The sequence below is a fragment of the Aestuariispira insulae genome (genome assembly GCF_003385955.1).
Classification (GTDB): domain Bacteria; phylum Pseudomonadota; class Alphaproteobacteria; order UBA8366; family Aestuariispiraceae; genus Aestuariispira; species Aestuariispira insulae.
In genome coordinates this window covers 150,610-168,226 of record NZ_QRDW01000007.1, presented here as the reverse complement: position 1 = coordinate 168,226, position 17,617 = coordinate 150,610, and the positions used below count along the sequence as shown (strand labels likewise).

13 protein-coding genes and 1 riboswitch are annotated in these 17,617 nt (G+C 56.0%); of the genes, 5 read left to right on the top strand and 8 right to left on the bottom strand.

Going from position 1 to position 17,617, the window contains the following annotated elements:
- Positions 1-27: 27 nt before the first annotated feature.
- On the bottom strand, positions 28-1,704 hold the full coding sequence (gene leuA, locus DFP90_RS16365) for a 2-isopropylmalate synthase (protein WP_115937593.1): 1,677 nt from the start codon (positions 1,702-1,704) through the stop codon (positions 28-30).
- A gap of 506 nt (positions 1,705-2,210) precedes the next feature.
- Between leuA and DFP90_RS16360 the strand changes: the two genes are divergently transcribed.
- Entirely contained in the window at positions 2,211-2,960 is a 750-nt protein-coding gene (locus tag DFP90_RS16360) for a substrate-binding periplasmic protein (RefSeq protein ID WP_115937592.1), read from the top strand.
- Between the two features lie 27 nt (positions 2,961-2,987).
- Here the strand turns inward: DFP90_RS16360 and DFP90_RS16355 are convergent, their stop codons facing one another.
- Both DFP90_RS16355 and DFP90_RS16350 read right to left on the bottom strand, forming a co-directional pair.
- The gene (locus tag DFP90_RS16355; RefSeq protein WP_181905408.1) at positions 2,988-4,343 is read right to left on the bottom strand and encodes an MATE family efflux transporter; all 1,356 of its coding nucleotides are present in this window, start codon (positions 4,341-4,343) and stop codon (positions 2,988-2,990) included.
- A gap of 25 nt (positions 4,344-4,368) precedes the next feature.
- Positions 4,369-5,643, bottom strand: a complete 1,275-nt coding sequence (locus DFP90_RS16350; protein WP_115937590.1) for a hypothetical protein — start codon at positions 5,641-5,643, stop codon at positions 4,369-4,371.
- A 363-nt stretch (positions 5,644-6,006) separates the two neighbouring features.
- Between DFP90_RS16350 and DFP90_RS16345 the strand changes: the two genes are divergently transcribed.
- The 3 genes from DFP90_RS16345 to DFP90_RS16335 all read left to right on the top strand — a co-directional run bounded on the left by DFP90_RS16345 (position 6,007) and on the right by DFP90_RS16335 (position 9,746).
- On the top strand, positions 6,007-6,711 hold the full coding sequence (locus DFP90_RS16345; protein ID WP_115937617.1) for a tellurite resistance TerB family protein: 705 nt from the start codon (positions 6,007-6,009) through the stop codon (positions 6,709-6,711).
- Positions 6,712-6,939: 228 nt separating this feature from the next.
- A riboswitch (cobalamin riboswitch) is annotated at positions 6,940-7,161 on the top strand.
- Positions 7,162-7,341: 180 nt separating this feature from the next.
- Complete coding sequence (locus DFP90_RS16340; protein WP_218044701.1) at positions 7,342-8,586, top strand: aromatic ring-hydroxylating oxygenase subunit alpha; 1,245 nt, start codon at positions 7,342-7,344, stop codon at positions 8,584-8,586.
- A 71-nt stretch (positions 8,587-8,657) separates the two neighbouring features.
- Entirely contained in the window at positions 8,658-9,746 is a 1,089-nt protein-coding gene (locus DFP90_RS16335) for an FAD-binding oxidoreductase (RefSeq protein ID WP_181905407.1), read from the top strand.
- 39 nt (positions 9,747-9,785) lie between these two features.
- Here DFP90_RS16335 and DFP90_RS16330 read toward each other — a convergent pair whose 3' ends face one another.
- On the bottom strand, positions 9,786-11,711 hold the full coding sequence (locus DFP90_RS16330) for a motility associated factor glycosyltransferase family protein (RefSeq protein WP_115937588.1): 1,926 nt from the start codon (positions 11,709-11,711) through the stop codon (positions 9,786-9,788).
- Positions 11,712-12,089: 378 nt separating this feature from the next.
- Between DFP90_RS16330 and DFP90_RS16320 the strand changes: the two genes are divergently transcribed.
- Positions 12,090-13,346 (top strand): lactonase family protein, encoded by a 1,257-nt coding sequence (locus tag DFP90_RS16320; protein WP_115937586.1) that lies wholly within the window; start codon positions 12,090-12,092, stop codon positions 13,344-13,346.
- 61 nt (positions 13,347-13,407) lie between these two features.
- Here the strand turns inward: DFP90_RS16320 and DFP90_RS16315 are convergent, their stop codons facing one another.
- The 4 genes from DFP90_RS16315 to DFP90_RS16300 all read right to left on the bottom strand — a co-directional run bounded on the left by DFP90_RS16315 (position 13,408) and on the right by DFP90_RS16300 (position 17,598).
- Positions 13,408-14,010, bottom strand: a complete 603-nt coding sequence (locus tag DFP90_RS16315) for a GNAT family N-acetyltransferase (RefSeq protein WP_115937585.1) — start codon at positions 14,008-14,010, stop codon at positions 13,408-13,410.
- 1 nt (position 14,011) lies between these two features.
- Entirely contained in the window at positions 14,012-15,268 is a 1,257-nt protein-coding gene (locus tag DFP90_RS16310; RefSeq protein WP_115937584.1) for a M16 family metallopeptidase, read from the bottom strand.
- Complete coding sequence (thrC, locus tag DFP90_RS16305) at positions 15,265-16,671, bottom strand: threonine synthase (RefSeq protein WP_115937583.1); 1,407 nt, start codon at positions 16,669-16,671, stop codon at positions 15,265-15,267. The genes DFP90_RS16310 and thrC overlap by 4 nt, the downstream gene beginning before the upstream one ends.
- Before the next feature lie 93 nt (positions 16,672-16,764).
- Entirely contained in the window at positions 16,765-17,598 is an 834-nt protein-coding gene (locus DFP90_RS16300) for a mechanosensitive ion channel family protein (protein ID WP_115937582.1), read from the bottom strand.
- Between the last annotated feature and the right edge of the window lie 19 nt (positions 17,599-17,617).

Below are 17,617 nucleotides of genomic sequence, written 5' to 3'. Positions count from 1 at the left end.
ACCGACAAAAAGAACGTGGCTAGAAGTTTAACCGGCCGCCCTGTTCACCGCGCAGGTGACGGCTTTCAGGGAGGCGGAGACGATGTTTTTATCACGGCCTACACCAAACAATGTGCGACCGTCGGCGGTGCGGGCCTCCACATAGGCAACCGCTGCGGCATCCGCGCCGCTGCCGACCGCATGTTCGGAATAATCCAGCACTTTGATATCGACACCGGCCTCGTCTTTGAGCGCGTTGCAATAGGCGTCGATCGGGCCGTTGCCTTTGCCGTGAATTTCGATCTCCTCACCGTCGCGTTTGACCTTGGCCGTGATCGCGCGGATCTCGCTGGCATGGGTGTCGGGGACGGTGCGATGATCGATAAAGGCATAGGGGGCTTCATTGCCGATATATTCGGCATTGAAATGATCCCAGATCTGCTGGCTGGTGATCTCCTTGCCGGTCTCGTCCGAATGCTGCTGGATCACGCCGGAAAATTCGATCTGCAGTTTGCGCGGCAGTTTGATGCCGTAATCCGCCTCCAGAAGATAGGCGACCCCGCCCTTGCCGGACTGGGAATTGACGCGAATGACCGCCTCATAGCTGGCACCGACATCTTTCGGGTCAATCGGCAGATAGGGCACCTCCCAAACGCCGCTGTTGGATTTCTCCAAGGCGGTGAGGCCTTTCTTGATCGCATCCTGATGGCTGCCGGAAAAGGCGGTGAAGACTAATTCACCGCCATAGGGGTGGCGTGGATGGACCGGCAACTGGTTGCAATATTCAACCGTTTTGACCATTTCCGGCACGTTGGTGAAATCAATGCCGGCGTCAACACCCTGGCTGACCATGTTCATGCCAAGTGTTACCAGATCCACATTGCCGGTCCGCTCGCCATTACCAAAAAGCGTGCCCTCGACTCGGTCCGCGCCCGCCATCATGGCAAATTCCGCTGCGGCAACACCGGTACCCCGGTCGTTATGGGGATGGACGGAAATGGTCACACAATCGCGGTTCTTGATATTGCGGCAGATCCACTCAATCTGGTCGGCATAGACGTTGGGGGTGGCAACCTCCACCGTGGCCGGCAGGTTGATGATCAGCTTTTTCTCCGGGGTCGGCTGGATCACATCCATGACCGCCTCGCAAACTTCCAAGGCATAGTCCATCTCGGTCTGGGTGAAGCTTTCCGGGCTATATTCATAGCGCATGTTGGTGCCCTTCGCTTCCGCCTGGTCGCCCAATTCCTTGACCAGCTTTGCGCCCTCGATCGCAATTTCCTTGATGCCCTCGCGATCCTGGTTGAACACCACCCGGCGCTGCAGGGTCGAGGTGGAATTATAGAAATGCACAATGGCATTTTTCGCGCCGTCGATTGCTTCATAGGTGCGTCGGATCAAATGCTCGCGGCACTGAACCAACACCTGGATTGCGCAATCATCGGGGATCATCTTCTCTTCGATCAGCTCGCGGGCAAAATCAAAATCGGTTTGGGAGGCGCTGGGGAAACCGATCTCGATTTCCTTGTAGCCGATCCGGGTCAGCAGTTCGAACATGCGGCGTTTGCGCTCCGAACCCATCGGTTCGATCAAGGCTTGGTTGCCGTCGCGCAGATCGACACTGCACCAGATCGGGGCCTGTTCGATCACCCGTCCCGGCCATTGGCGGTCGGGGAGATTGATCGGGGTGAAGGGTTTGTATTTATCAACGGGCATCTTTGCCATCGGTCTCAAGCTCCTGGGAAGCGTCAAATTACATCTTGTGATCTCGGGGGGCGGCACCGTCACGGTCACCGGAAGCCGCAAGGACCCGGCGACCGCCCCTTAGTCGCAGCCAAAGAGCCTGCGTCCAGAAGGACAAACCCCAATTCGGCGCAGCCAAAGATGACCCGCAGAATACGGGCGTTTTAATGCTGTTGGGTGAAAAATTAAAGGACATCTTTTGTCGAACCGGTTGCTGCTGCTGTTTTTAAGGTGCCGCGAAGGGCGCAGGCGGTCATGCCGTCTGAGGGAAATCAGGCGCCTAGTAGTAGGCCTAGCAGCGGGCAATATGCGCGGTTCATGTTCATGGCGCCAACGTTAGTGAGGCTTTGAACCCGGGTCAAGCGATAATGCGCCGAAAATGATCGGGGCTGTCATTCTGGTTTCACACAAGTGCGATAAGCTTGCAATCTAAGGATTGGCTGATCAAAGGGCATACTCAATTGACAAGGGTATCATTCCGGGGGTGGATGATTGCTATCATCTGTCTGTTTTTCCATGAGAGCCATGCATGCGCAGAGGAGGATCTGAGCGTCGGCTTCGACCCATGGCCGCCTTTTGCCATGGTGAAAGACGGACAATATCGGGGGATTGCGGTCGATATCATCCGTGAACTGGCAGCGCGGAACGGGTATCGGCTCAAGATGCGGCATTTTCCGGTTAAAAGGCTGATTGCTATGTTTGAACATGGGGATATTGATGTGATCCCCTTAGACTCACCGCTTTGGAATGATGAGAATAATCAGGCTGTTTCGGTTTTTTCCAACAGTCTGTTTGATCTGAGGGAATTCGTCTATCTGCGCGCCGGTATCCGGGAAGGGGCCATGCAGGTGGCAGAGATGCAAGGGCTGAAGCTGGCTCATGTGAACGGCTATGCCTATCCTGCCCTGGCATCTGCGTTTCAACGCGGAGACCTGTTCCGGGCGCGGGTCAGTCAACCGCTTCAGCTGTTTAAAATGGCAAGGCTGGGACGGGTGGATGGATTGCTGCTGGATGAGTTTCTTTTCAGCCATTTTGTGAAAGAAGAAGGGGTCGTGCGCGAGGATTTCCAGCGTGGCATGCAGCTGAGCAAGGCCCCGATGGCGGTCAAGCTGCATAAAAGCAAGGCCCGCCTGCTGGCCGATATTAACCGGACATTGATGGAGATGAAGGCCGAAGGTCGGATTGACGCTATCTTTGGGCGCTATGCCGACGGGGGACGGATCGCCCTTCTGCGCTGATATGGCTTATGGCGGCCGCTTTTCTCCCTATCCGTGACCGTGGGCCAGTATGCGGCTTTTTGGCTGCGGCGGCTGCACGGCGATCCGGTAGGAGACCGTGCCTGACAGCAGTCCAAACAATGCCATGCCACAGCCCAGACCGATCAAAATGCCCTCAGCCCCCCACAGATGGCTGCCCAGCCAGACAAACGGAATGACGCCTAATGTTTCCCGGGCGAGATCAAAGGCGGTTGCCATGGGGGCTTTTCCGGTGACGTTAAAGGAAGTGTGGGCGACATATTGAACGCCGGTGAAGAAATAGAGCGGTACGATCCAGATACAGAAAAAACCGATCAGGGCCGCCGCCTCGCCCGAGGCGCCAAACAGGATTGCCAGCCAGTCCCGGCCCAAGGCCATGACCAGCGCCACAATCAGCATATAGACAATCATCAGACCCAGCACCTGTTGCCAGACGGCGCGGATGCGTTCGGTCTGACCAGCCCCGAAATTCTGCCCCACAATCGGCCCGATGGCCTGGGGCAGGGCGGCCAGGCCGACAAAGGCGAAAGGCGTGATTCGGTCAATCACCGCCATCGCGGCCATGGCTTCAGTGCCATAGGCGGCCATGGCGGAAATGACGAAGGCGCTGCCGATGGGCGGCCCGGCCTTGGCCAGGCTGATCGGGATGGCATTGCCCAGGATCGGTTTCAAATCCAGGCGAAACCCGCGCCAGCCGGACCGCCCCACCATGTTATGCACGCTAACCGCCCCATGCAGGGCGATTGCCAGGATGAAAAGACGGGATAAGACGGTGGCCCAGGCGGCCCCTTCAATGCCCCACCCCATGGCAAAGATGAAGATCGGATCCAGGATGGCATTGCTGAATGCCCCGGATAATTTGGCGGCCATGGCTCGCTTTTTGGCACCGATGGCCCGCAGCAGCGCGCCTGCTGCCATGCTGATCGTGACGATGGGCAGGCACAGCAAAATAATGCGTAAATAGCCGATCGCCAGGTCAAGGACCCGGCCTTCCGCGCCGAACAGGGCCATTATTTCCGGGGTGAAAAGCCACAGCACCAGACACAGAAGGCTGTTCAAGATCAGGCCGAATAATAGGATATTAAAGGCCAAGCGGCGAGCGCGTGGGCGGCGCCCGGCCCCGACTGCGCGCGCGACCAGCGCCATCATGGTTGTTGAAAAACCGAGCGACAGCGCCAGGATGAATAGGATCACCGGCCAGGCAAAACCCAGGGCGGCGATGATTTCCACATCGCCCAGCAGGCTCAGGAAAAACAGATCCAGTGCGTCGACCATCAGCACGGCCACCAATCCGACCATACTGGTCCAGGCCATACCCAGGATATGGCTGATCGGGGCGCCTTGCAGAAAAGTTTGCTCTTTCATTCTTTCTCTCCGATACCGCTGGACCTCAGTGGACCACGGGTTGTTGGTCTTTTTCATTATGACACGGGCTGATCTCGCTGATATGGCAGCCCAGTTTCCACCAGGCTGCGGTCACCATGTCATCGGCCTGGTTCAACTGGGCCAGGTAATGGGCGATCCGTTCGCGCAATTCCGGTTTCGGAACAAAATGTTCCTTGGTCCAAAACCGTTTGTTGCGGTCAAAGAAACCGGTTTCATCCAGCAGTGCGATGCCGAAATAGAACGCATTTTCAACGGAATGGTAAAAACCGTCGCGGCAGTGAAAGAAACCTTCCGGATCCATGGAGTCATAAAGACACCAATGCAGCATGCGTCGGATCGCGGCGGCGGCCTGTTCCTGTTCGGCGGCGGTCATATAGGGCCAGGCGAACCGGAAGATTTTGGTCACATCATAGCTGTTATGGTTGTTGAACTTGCCTCCGACCAGCCAGCCGTTGGGATATTCGCGTTGGCTGTTGAGCAATGTGGTTTCAATGATTTTGCGCCAGCCCCGAATATTTCCCTTGCGGTAAGAGATGATGTGGAAAGTGTAGCTGAGATCGTCATAGCGATAGAGGGTGCCATTCGATTCATACCAGGGGCCCCAATAACCGGTTTCTGGGTTTTGGGAGTCATCCAGGAAACGCTCAAAGGCATCGACATATTTATCGGTCAGGTGCAGTTCCGGCACATAGCGCCGGACATAATTCCGCAAAACCGGTTTGAAACAGATTTGCGCCAGGCAGGACACCACCCCGCCAAATTCATCGCGCTGGTTGCGCCCGGTTTCGGCGATGTTGGAAATCCGCATGCTTTCCAGATATTCCAGCATACGCCGTTTGTTGGAGATGGGTTTGAGGAAATCGAGGGGGAAACGCGGGGCCCTTTCTTCTTCGGCCAGCTCATAAAGCCGTCCGATCGTTGCATCCAGCTTGTGATGAAATTCCTGATAATGCCAGCCCCAGGAGCCGTCATCCGGGGACTGTGTGGAAACATAGCTCTGATCCGGCAACAGGAAACTGTTTTCCAGCCGTTCGATCTGGCGGTTCAACCTGTGCCAATGCGCGGTATAACGGGCCAGCCATTTGGCATAGATGTAATATTGCTGGGATGCCTGAAGCGATAATTCCGGCGTGTCCTTCTGCCGGAAAGGGGTGTGCAGCTGTTTCAGGCTGTCCAGATATTTCTGAGCCGTGATTTCGTAATTCCGGTCAAAGGCCCGGAAATCACTTTTTATTATACAGTCCGCCGGTTTCCCGGGGTGTGCAGGGTCATTGCGCATTCCTTCCCCCAATTGCAAGGAACACGGTATTTGCAGCACAAACCGGCAAACCGGGTCCGAATGGTCCCGGTCCGGCTGTTAACTATCCACCCCACTGACTTTTTTTATTACCCTAGGCCCCTGTTCACGCATTCTGCTCTGCAGATACCGTGTACAGCCAAAATTCCATGGTGCTCCGACTTTATCAAAATACGCTTAAAAAGGGTAGTGATCTAAATCATCTGCCCGTTTTTCAGGTGTTTTGGGCGACGGGGGCCGGATTGAGGCAAATTTGTGGCGTTTTGTTTCTGGACTATTGCAACCAGGATTCCGCCTCCCCATCTGCCTAAATGTGAATGATGACAAGATGAAATGGATGACGGCATGAAAAACGCGGGCCAACTTCTCAATCAGTTTCTGGGTGGCCAGGGCGCCGGCGGGGCCGGCGGCGGTACCGGTGTCGATCTTCAATCCATGCTGAGCGGCAAAGGCGGCTTGGCGACCGGAGCGGTGGTTGGTGGCCTGGCTGGGTTGATGCTGGGTGGCAAAAAACCGAAGAAGATTGCGAAAAAGGCCCTGAAAGTGGGCGGCGTCGCCCTGGTTGGCGGTTTGGCCTATAAGGCCTATCGCGATTGGCAGAATAATAAGGCGACAGCTCCTGCGCCCCTGGATGAGGCGGACCTGGCTGCGCCGGCGGACAGCGCGTTCCTGCCACAGGCTGCCGCCGCACAGGATGATCTGGGAACTGCGCTGGTGCGGGCTATGATCAATGCGGCAAAAGCGGACGGGCATATCACGCCGGATGAGCGCGCGCGCATTTCTGAACAGTTGGGCCGTTTGTCCCTGGAAAACAGCCACCGCCAGTTTGTTGAAACAGAGCTTGCCAAGCCAATGGATATCGAAGCCGTGGCCGGGTCTGTCGACTGTCCGGAGCAGAAGGCGGAAATTTATCTGGCCTCAGTCCTGATTGTTGACCGCAATGGCCCGGCGGAACAGGGTTATCTGGCCATGCTGGCGGCAAGGATGGGCCTGGAAGCCGATCTGGTGGCGCATCTTCATGCGGCGGCGGATGCCGCTGAACAGGAATAGATTTTTGGAACGACCGGGCGCGGTCACGTGATCTCCTGCCGGGAAAGGGCCTCATGATCTCCCCTGTCCCCTCCCTGACCCGGCTGAGTTGACCGATGTCCCTTGTAACCGGGACGGCTTTCCCCTGGCCGTCCCGGTTTTCTTTAATCCAGTCGCATTTTTCCAGATTGATGCCGCTTACAGGGCGGAGTGCTCCCGGATCGGCTGCTAGATCTTACGGTATTCCCGGTATCGGGAATTGTTGCAGGTGCTGGATGAAATCATCTTTGATTTCAATCGGATAATTGGGAAACCGGTGAGGCGGATAACCGTCGATCCCGGTGCTGCCCCCGCAACGGTAAAGAGGAAGTCCCCACCGGAACCACTGGGCGGATCGCCCGGGAAGGGGTGGGGGGAAGGCGACGGCCTTCACCTCTGAGTCCGGAAACCAGCCTGGAACATGTTAACTCGACGGATCGCGGTGGGCGATTGACGAGACGTGCGTGACCAATGCGCCTTTCAGGCTTGCCCGCTTTCAGGATCCGCGGGTGAGAATGGTCCCGCCGCCTTATCCTCAACCACGTGATTCATAACATCCGAAAGCCGTCCGGGATCATGCCTTGGCGGAAACGACAAGAAGTGGATTTTGTTATGGATACGCAAAACCGGATGCTGGCCATGCTGTTGCGGCGCAAGGCCAACTTCTCACTGGAACAGCCATTTTATAATGCCCAGGCATTCTTTGATCTGGATATGAAGCATATCTGGGAAAAAGGCTGGATCTATGTCGGCCTGACCTGTGACATCCCCAACAGCGGGGATTTCTTCACCGTTGACATCGGCAATAACCCGATCATCGTGACCCGCGACCCGGATGGCTCGATCCATGGTGTTTTCAATACCTGCCGCCATCGCGGATCGAAAATCTGCCTGAAGGATAAAGGCAATGCGCCGAAATTGGTCTGCCCCTATCATCAATGGACCTACAATCAGGATGGCAGCCTGATCTTTGCGGGCAATATGGGCCCCGAATTCAAGACCACGGATTACAAGCTCAAAAAGGTTCATCTGGAGGTATGCGGTGGCTATATCTTCATCAGCCTGGCAAAGAACCCACCAGCCTTTGATCAATTCCGCAAAGAAGTGGAACCCTATCTGGCGCCCCATGATATCGACAATAGCAAGGTCGCTTTTGAACAGACCCTGATCGAAGATGCCAACTGGAAGCTGGTGATTGAGAATAACCGGGAATGTTATCACTGCGCCGGGTCCCATCCCGAGCTGCTGAATACCCTGGCGGAATTTGATAATTCCGATGATCCGCGTATTGACCCCAAATACAAGGATCTGATGGAGCGCAAGGCCAGGGAATGGTCCGCCCAGGGGCTGCCTCATGAACCGACCCCGGCCAATCTGCAATATCGCGCCGTGCGCCTGCCCTTCATCAACGAAGCCGACAGCATGACCATCGACGGTACCCCGGCCTGCGAAAAGATGCTGGGGAATCTGACCGACCGTGGCCTTGGGTCGGTGCGCATGCTGCATCTGCCCAATACCTGGAACCATCTGCAATCCGATCATGTGCTGGCCTTCCGGGTGCTGCCTCTGGGACCGCAGAAAACCATGGTCACCACCAAATGGCTGGTTCACAAAGATGCAGTGGAAGGCGTTGATTATGACCTGGATAAACTGACCACGGTCTGGAAAGCCACCAATGAGCAGGACCGGGAGTTGGCGGAAAACAACCAGAAGGGCATCAATTCCATGGCCTATGAGCCGGGGCCCTATTCCGACACGATCGAATTTGGTGTGCAGAATTTCATCGACTGGTATTGCGCAGAGATGGAAGCCCGGATCCTGGAAGATCAGCCTGATATGAAACTATTGTCAGCCTAATGGTCTCAGGCGGGAATGTGTGACTGCACATTCCCGCCTTTTGCCTTCCGAAAAGATAAAAGAGAAACACCATGTCCGTTGTAAAAACCATCTCCGCCCTCAATCAGAGCAAACCTTGGGACAGCCATAACCAGAAACTGATCTGCTCTATGGTGCTGCAGGATTCCCATGATGTGAAAACCTTCTGTTTCCAGACCACGGACCAGGCCTGGTTCCTCTATCTGCCGGGGCAGTTCATCACTCTGGAGCTGGAGATTGACGGCAAGGTCGTGCATGGCACCTACACCATTTCCTCCAGCCCGTCCCGGCCGCTTTCCATCACGATTACCGTAAAGGCGACGAAAGACGGCTATGTCTCAAAATGGCTGCACGAGAATATGAAAGAGGGGATGGAGGTGAAGGCCTATGGGCCTGCCGGCATCTTTACTCTGCATAACCACTTGGCGGATAAATATCTGTTCCTGGCGGGCGGGGTTGGCATCACACCCCTGATGTCCATGACCCGGTGGCTGTTCGATTATGGTATGCATACGGATGTTTCTTTCATTCAATCCTGCCAAACCCCCAGCGACCTTCTGTTCAAACGCGAACTGGAGGGAATGAGCGCGCGAGTTTCGGATTTCAAGCTTTCCTATATCTGTGAACGTCCGGACGAATATGGTGCCTGGACCGGCTATACCGGCCGCTTGAACCAATTGATGCTGGAACTGATCTGTCCGGATTATATGGAGCGCGAGATTTTCTGCTGTGGTCCGGAACCCTATATGCAGGCGGTACGCGATATTCTGAACAGCGCCGGCTATGATATGGATCGCTATCATGAAGAAAGCTTCTCCGCGCCGGTGGCCTCGGAAGAGGAAGCCCCCGAACATGATGATGTGATCATCGATGAAAGCAATAAAGCGACGGTTAGCTTTATCAAATCCGACAAGGAAGTGAAGATCCAGGAATCCGAAACCATTCTGGCCGCCGCCAAGGAAGCGGGTCTTCATATCCCCAATGCCTGCCAGTTCGGGGTTTGCGGCACTTGCAAGGTTAAGAAGGTCAGCGGGGATGTGCACATGGTCCACAATGGCGGCATCAATGACGCCGATATCGAGGCGGGCTATATCCTGGCCTGCTGTTCAAACCCGCTGGGACCGGTCGAAGTGGAATTTTGACAATGGAAGATCCCCGGCACAATGCCGGGGATCATAGTCTCAGTCTGATGAAAGGGAAGCCAGTAACCGGTCGGTTGCTGTCTGCATGGCCGCCAATTGATCTCTCATCTCTTCCCGGAACCGGTCCCAGAAAGGCTGTTGGTCTGATTCATCCATACGCCTGACCAGGAACCAGGCGGTCTGGACCATCATCATGAGGCTACCCGATGCCAGCGCACGGCTGGCCGCCTCCACCCCGTGGGCGATATCGCCTTGGCCCTGCTGAAGTAATGGGCGCAGTTGGTCGTAGAGGGCCGCCACATCCGGGGACGGGCTGGCATCAAGGGCTTCGATCATATTTTGGAAATGCCGGGCCACAGTCTGTGAAAATTCGGAAAGCCGCTCGGTATCGCAAAGCGTGCCTGCCGGCACGGTTACGATGTGATCCAGAATACCGGCCAGCTGGGCCGTGCGTGCCTCGGGCGGATTGTTGAGCTGGACCTGGTCCGGCAGGGCGGGCAAAGTGCCTTCGATCCGCAAGCCGTTACCGGCATTGTAGATTTTGAACCCGCTGCTGCTGGCGATCAGTTGCTCCAGATAGATCCTGGCATTCAGGAAACTGCGGTTGGTGTAAACGGTTCCGCCGCGGTTGCCGTCCACCGGGATCGTCAGAGCGGCCATTCCAGCACCGGATCTGAAGAAATCACTGCCTTCGGTCTCATAGACCGACGCGCTTGAATGATGATTGTCCGGCTGACGGGAGCCGAAATCCACCCCGAACAAAATGATTTCAGGAAAGCCGAATTCCATGGCCGCCCGGCAGGCCATGTTGGCAACGGTCGGCACCGCCAGCGGCACACAGGCATCGTCGGCGGTGAGAAGTCTGGTGGGCACCACGGAATCTCGATGCACAAAAATCACTGATTTGAACATTGCTGCGGTTTCCGGTGGCACGGTGTTGGCCGCGATCAGCACGGTTTCCGGGAAGCCGCCGGGACTGGCTTTTTCAAGGGCCTCGACCGTCAGGGCGGTATTTTCCACCTCACAATGGAAATCGGGCTGGATGCCATGTTTGACCAGGCTGGAGATCCCGGTCCCGACCGAAAAATAGACCGCGCGCTCACGGTTTTCGCGCAGACAGGGCAGGGCTTCGTCAAAGGAGGGGCCGCTGCCGACGATGAAGGCCGGCAGAGTTTTCCTTATATGTGCATCAGCACCTAAATAACCCGCTGCATAGCCTAGGTAATTCTGCCAGGCATTTTTCAGCATCAGGCATTCATCTTCGAAGAAACCCATGGAGGCCCGCAGGTTCACCTGAATTTCGCGAAAGCAGGAAACCAGCTCATCGAAATAGGGCGACTGATAATGCGGAAACAGATAACTGCCGTCGACCAGCGGATAATCGCGGCTGCGCAGGCCATGCAGCAGGGCATATGCCGCCCGGGTCGGTTCGTTGTCAACGATCCAGGAAACCTCCCCGCCCCGGTCTTCAATATCCTGATAGATCTTGCCCCAGCTTTGCAGGGCAAGCGCATGGCGGATGAAAGACAGGTTCGGCTCAATGATGATCAGGTTGCGTACCGGCAGGCGTTCAAGCAGCAAGGGGATCTGCAGGCCAAGCCCCAGCCCGAACAGCACCAGATAGCCACCGGTTGCATCGGGGTTGGCATTAATCTCGGTTTTGGAAAATTGCTGCAGCAACTCCCTGATCAGCTGATCATGATACAGGCCGGTGCTGTCGCCGCCATGGCGCGGCGGTTCGGCGAAATAGCGCTGTGGCTGTTTCAGATATCCCTCGACCTGAGCGTCGGCCAGGCGCAAGGCGTCATCGCCATAATAGGGATTGCCCTTGTCGTCAAACAGATTGACCGGCCCCTGATCCAGGCTGCCTTCCAGGCGGGACCGGTCATCACCCTGGTTTTTGATGCGCTCCGCTAGATCGGATTGGCCCTGCTGATTCAGCAGACTGAGATTGTCATCTAACATAGATTCCCCTCGCACGAGATTATCAGAGAGCCCTCCCGCCGCCACCGTTTGCGGTTAAACGCACAGGATCGCGTGAACCTCTCTATCCTGCTACTGGTCGTTAATAAAACAGATACTGCCCCGCAGCAGGCTTTTGGTCAAAGCGGTTTGGCTTCAATTGGTTGTGGAGGCATCATCCAAACGAGCTCCAAAGAGATGAAGGCCAAGCAGTTCTCGCAGGCCCAGCCATTCTATTGCAGGGATATCTTAAAGAGGTATTGTGCTTGGTAAATCCCGTTTTGATGGAATTTCATTTACAATTTTAACAGGTTAAACAATCATATATTGCTTCTTATGGGAGATATTACTGTTTCGTAATAATCAAATGGGGGAAATTTAATGAAATTGATCCGTTTGTCCGGCATGGCAACAGCAGTCATGGTCGCCCTGTCAGGTCTGTCGGCACCCGCCCTGTCTAATGGCAACTTTATCTTTATGACGAACCCGGACCTGGCTCCAAGCAGGGACAATGGGCCTCAGCCACACTATAGCAAGATATACGGCTACAGCATTGATGAAACGACCGGCGCGTTCACTGCGGTGCCTGGCACCCCTTTTGCCTCCAGTGACGGTGCGAGGCTCCTGGTGATCGGCCCTAAGGCCGATTATGCCTATACTGCAAATTATGACGATAACAACATTACAACCTATAGCTTTGATGTGAGCACAGGGCAGCTGGCAATCCTGGCCAATTCCGATTCCGGTGGCCGGGGTCCCAGCAAGCTGCAATTTTCGCCGGACGGCACCACCGCTATCGCAACGAATAATATCACTCAGTCCCTGGCAGTTTTCACTATTGGCAGCAATGGCGTCCTGAGCCAGGCCAGCGGCTCCCCATATGCCTTGGGAGGACCGCCTTTTTCCCCAAAGATCCATCCTACCGGGAAATATGTCTATGTATTGGCGAACAGTCATCTCTATGGATATAGCCTGAATGCCGGAACCGGGGGCCTGACGGCCATTAATGGCATGCCGATGGCACTTGAGGCAGGGAACAACCTGGTCATGGATGCGGCCGGCGATAATCTCTATATTCAGGCCGGGTACGAGAAAAAGGGCTATGTCTTTTCCATCGATCAAGCCAACGGCGAAGTCAGCGAGGTCAAAGACGGCCGGTATGCGGTGGCCGCCTCCGGAATGGTCTTGTCGCCGTCCGGTAATTTTGCTTATGCCATTAATTTTTTTAATAAATCCGTGCCGATGATATTCAAGGTGGATGGCACGACCGGCAGTCTGTCTACAGTTGATCCCGGATCGGTAACTTTTGGCTATGACCCCACCTATCTCACGATGAGCCGGGATGGATCATTTCTCTATGTTCCGGACAGTCAGGCCAATGTCATTCACGGCTACACTGTGAATCAGGAAACCGGTGCCCTGACGGAAATCACCGGTTCGCCCTTCGGGACCGGAGGGACATTCGCCACGCGTTTCACCATCAGCCCGTCCGGCCAATACGGCTATATCGGCAACGCACAATCCCACAATGTATCGGGCTATTCGATTAACCAGAGCACCGGTGCCCTGACCGCTTTGCATGGATCGCCTTTTGCCATAGATGCCGGTGCATTCTACATGACGGTTTATCCGCAGTAGGAATCGCAACATGCCGTCCCCGCCATGGCCTTGGTGGATCGGTTTTTGTGTGGTTGAAGACTTAAGGTTCTTTCACAGCCGGCATCGGGCGCGGGTCGGTGCGCAGGATGGCATAGGTTACGTGATCCTGCCATTGGCCGTCGATACACAGATATTGGCGCGCCAGGCCTTCTTCGGTAAAGCCGTTTGATTCCAGGAGGCTGCGGCTGGCACTGTTGCGCAGGAGGCAGGCTGCCTCCACCCGGTGCAAACCCTGGATGCGGAAGCAGTAGTCAAGGGTCAGCTGCAGGGCTTCCGCCATGTAACCCTTACGGATATGGGGCAGACCGGTCCAATAGCCAATATTGGCGGTTTGCACGATCCCGCGGCGGATATTGGAAACGGTGATGCCACCGACCAATTGGCTATCCGCATTGCGGATGATGAAAAACGGGCTGCCGGTGCCGTCTTCCCATTCGCGGTTGAACCGTTCCAGGCGCCGTTTGAAGCCGCGTTTACTCAAGGCATCGGATGCCCAGGTGGGTTCCCAGGGTTTTAGGAAATCGCGGCTTTCTTCGCGCAGGGCGGACCAGGCGGCATAGTCACGGGATTTCGGGGGGCGGATATGCACGGTGGGGCCGGTTAGGCGCGTGTTGTTTCGCGATCCAAACAGCAGCCCCAGCATGTTAAAGCCTCGCCGTTAGCTGGTCATGGCTTTCCAAATGGCTGAGCGGCCCGGTGGCGGCTAGGGTGGGGGTGCCCCTGAACAGGCGGCCGGCCAGGCTGGCAACGCTGTCACGGGTGCAGGCATCAATCTTGGTGATGATCTCGTCCATGCTGAGCGCGCGCCCGTAGGATAGCATCTGTGTGCCCAACTGATCGGCCCGGCCGCTGGTTGATTCCAATCCCATCAGCAGGCTGGATTTCAGCTGCGCCCGGGCGCGGCTGATCTCTTCTTCCGTGAGGTCTTCCGGCAGGCTGGAGAGCACATCACAGACCACGGGAATCAGTTCGCGAACCTCTTCTTCACCGGTGCCTGCATAAATGCCGAACAGGCCGCAATCGGAAAAGGCGCTGGAAAAGGAATAGATGGAATAAACCAGGCCCCGTTTCTCACGCACCTCCTGGAACAGGCGCGAAGACATGCCGTCCCCCAAAAGGGTGGAGAGCATATGGGCGTCAAAATGATCCGGCCCGCCATAGGTGACCCCATCAAAACCCAGCAACAGATGCACCTGTTCGCAATCCCGTTCCTTACGGAAATCACCGCCCTGATAGCGGCCCTTGTCAATTTCCGGCACCGGGTCATTGGTCAGGTTGGCAAAGGCCTCTTCGGCCTGGGCGACGATCATGTCATGGTCGACCGCGCCGCTGGCCACCAGGACCATATTGCGGGCCTGGTAACGTGCCTTCATGAAATCAATCAGGGTTTGGCGCTGGAAATCCCGGATCAGCGGGGCTGTCCCCAGAATAGGGCGGCCAATGGCTTGATCGGGAAAGGCGGTTTCCTGGAAATAATCGAAGATGATGTCGTCGGGGGTATCCAGGGATTGTCCGATTTCCTGAAGAATGACCCCACGCTCCCGCTCAAACTCCGCTTCTATGAAGCTGGGGTTTTGCAGGATATCGCCCAGGATATCGACTGCCAGGCCAACATCACCGCGCAACACTTTCATATAGTAAGCGGTGTTTTCGCGACTGGTATAGGCGTTGAAATGGCCGCCGACCGCCTCCACTTCCATGGCGATATCAAGGGCGGACCGCCGGGTCGTGCCCTTGAAAGCCATATGTTCCAAAAAATGCGCCGTGCCATTGATGGGCGCGGTCTCCGCGCGGCTGCCGGTGCCGACCCAGACGCCGATACAAACGGATTCGACCGAATCCATCCGGTCGGTGATAACGCGCAGCCCGTTGGAAAGGGTGCTGGTTCGTACTTGCGTCATTCAGCGCTGCCGGCACTGTTGGACTTGCGGATCCGGGTCTGGATGGCATCCACGGAATTGGGCAGGACCTCAAACCGCTCTTCCCGGTCGAACAGGTCGGCCAGCTTGTTCGGCAGGGCCGGTCGGATACCGGTGGCCTCTTCAACCGCATCTGGAAATTTGGCCGGATGGGCGGTGGCCATGCAGACCAAGGGTGATGCCGGGTCCTTGCGCTGGGTCCAGCCGGCGATGATGCCGACCGCCGTATGGGGATCGACCAGTTCGCCGCTGCTCTCGTGGATCGCGCCAATTGCCGCCAGGGTTTCATTGTCATCCAGGCAATGGCCGGTGAAATCTTTGGCTGCGCGCCGCCAGCGGTCTTCCTCCATCGGCATTTTGCCGCTGGCGCGGAATTGCTGCATGGTTTCTTCAACCTCCTCGCCATCCCTGTCCAGAAGATCAAACAGCAATCGCTCGAAATTGGAGGAAACCTGAATATCCATGCTGGGCGACAGGCTGGGTGAAACCTGTTTCATGGACATGTCATTGTCACTTAAGAAACGGGTCAGGATGTCATTGCTGTTGGAGCCGACGATGAACTGATCGATCGGCAGGCCCATTTCACGGGCGGCATAAGCGGCAAAAATATTCCCGAAATTTCCGGTCGGCACGGAAACGGTGATGCCGCGTTCCGGCGCACCCAGGCTGACACCGGCATAAACATAATAAACGATCTGGGCCATGATCCGGGCCCAGTTGATGGAATTGACCGCAGACAAATTGACCTCGTCCCGGAAGGAAAGGTCGTTGAACATGGCTTTCACCAGATCCTGGCAGTCGTCAAAGGTGCCCTCGACCGCCACGTTATGGACATTCATCGACAGGACGGATGTCATCTGGCGGCGCTGCACCTCGGAGGTACGGTTATGCGGATGCAGGATGAAAATATCGATGGCTTCCCGGTCCCGGCAGGCCTCAATGGCGGCGGAGCCGGTATCGCCGGAGGTGGCCCCGGCGATGGTGACCCGCTTGCCCTGCTTTTTCAGCACGTAATCAAACAAACGGCCCAGCAGTTGCAGCGCCACATCCTTGAAGGCCAGGGTCGGACCATGAAACAGTTCCATGACCCAGGTATTGGAATCCAGCTGTTTCAGGGGGCAGGTTGCGTCATGGTCGAAACCGGCATAGGCGTCGGCCACCAGATGGGCGAAATCATCTTCCGGGATGCAGCCCTCAACAAAGGGATACATCACCCGTGCAGCGATTTCCTCGTAAGAGAGACCCCGCATCTCGCGCAGGTCATCTTCTGTCAGCTTTGGCCAGGCAGCCGGAACATAGAGGCCGCCATCGCGGGCCAGTCCCGTCAGCAGGACCTCGTCAAAATTCAACTCCGGTGCCTTGCCCCGTGTACTGACATATTTCATCGCTACTTTTCAGCCGGATGGCTGCCCCTGTGTTACTCGGTTACTGCTTTTAGCGCCCAAAGACGTCCGGGAAAAGGCGTTTGGGCAATCCGTTCATGACGTTTTTTCGACCTGGTGAAGATACACATCGCGCTGCGGATAAGGGATGGTAAATCCGTTGGCTTCCAGGTGGACCTTCACATCCCGTTTCAGATCACAGACAAAAGCCCAATAATCGGGTGTGTTGACCCAACAGCGCAGATTGATGTTCACCGAGCTGTCGGCCAGTGCCATCACCATGACGGCCGGGGCCGGATCGGCCAGCATCTTGTCGCGGCTTTTCAGGAATGTTTCCAGCAAGGTCAGTGCCTCGGTCAGGTTATCGTCATAGGAAATGCCTACTTCCAAATCCACACGGCGTGTTTGGTTCATATTGTAATTCTTAACCATGCCGCCCCAAATGGAACTGTTCGGAACCGACAGGAAAAGGCCGTCCAGCGTCGTAAACTGGGTTGTAAACAGCCCAATCTCCTTCACAACACCGCTGGTGCCGGCGGCTTCGACAAAATCACCGACCCGCAGTGGGCGCAAAATCAGGATCATCACACCGGCTGCGATATTCTGCAAAGTGCCCTGCAAGGCCAGGCCAATGGCCAGACCCGCGGCACCGAGAACAGCGATGATGCTGGTGGTTTCAATACCAAATTCGGAGAGGACCGCGATAATCGTGATGATAATCACGATATATTTGGCGATGTTGGATAGCAGTGGCTTCAGGGTTGCATCCATATTGGGGATCTTGTTCATCGCCCGTAGGGTCAGGCGTTTGACCCAGCCAGCGATGGTCCAGCCTACGATCAGGATCAGGATGGCAATGAGGGCTTGCATCGCGTAATCCAAACCACTTTCCAGCAGGCCGGGCGGCACGATTTCTTGTAATTTTTCCACGCTGTGGTCTCCCCAAAGA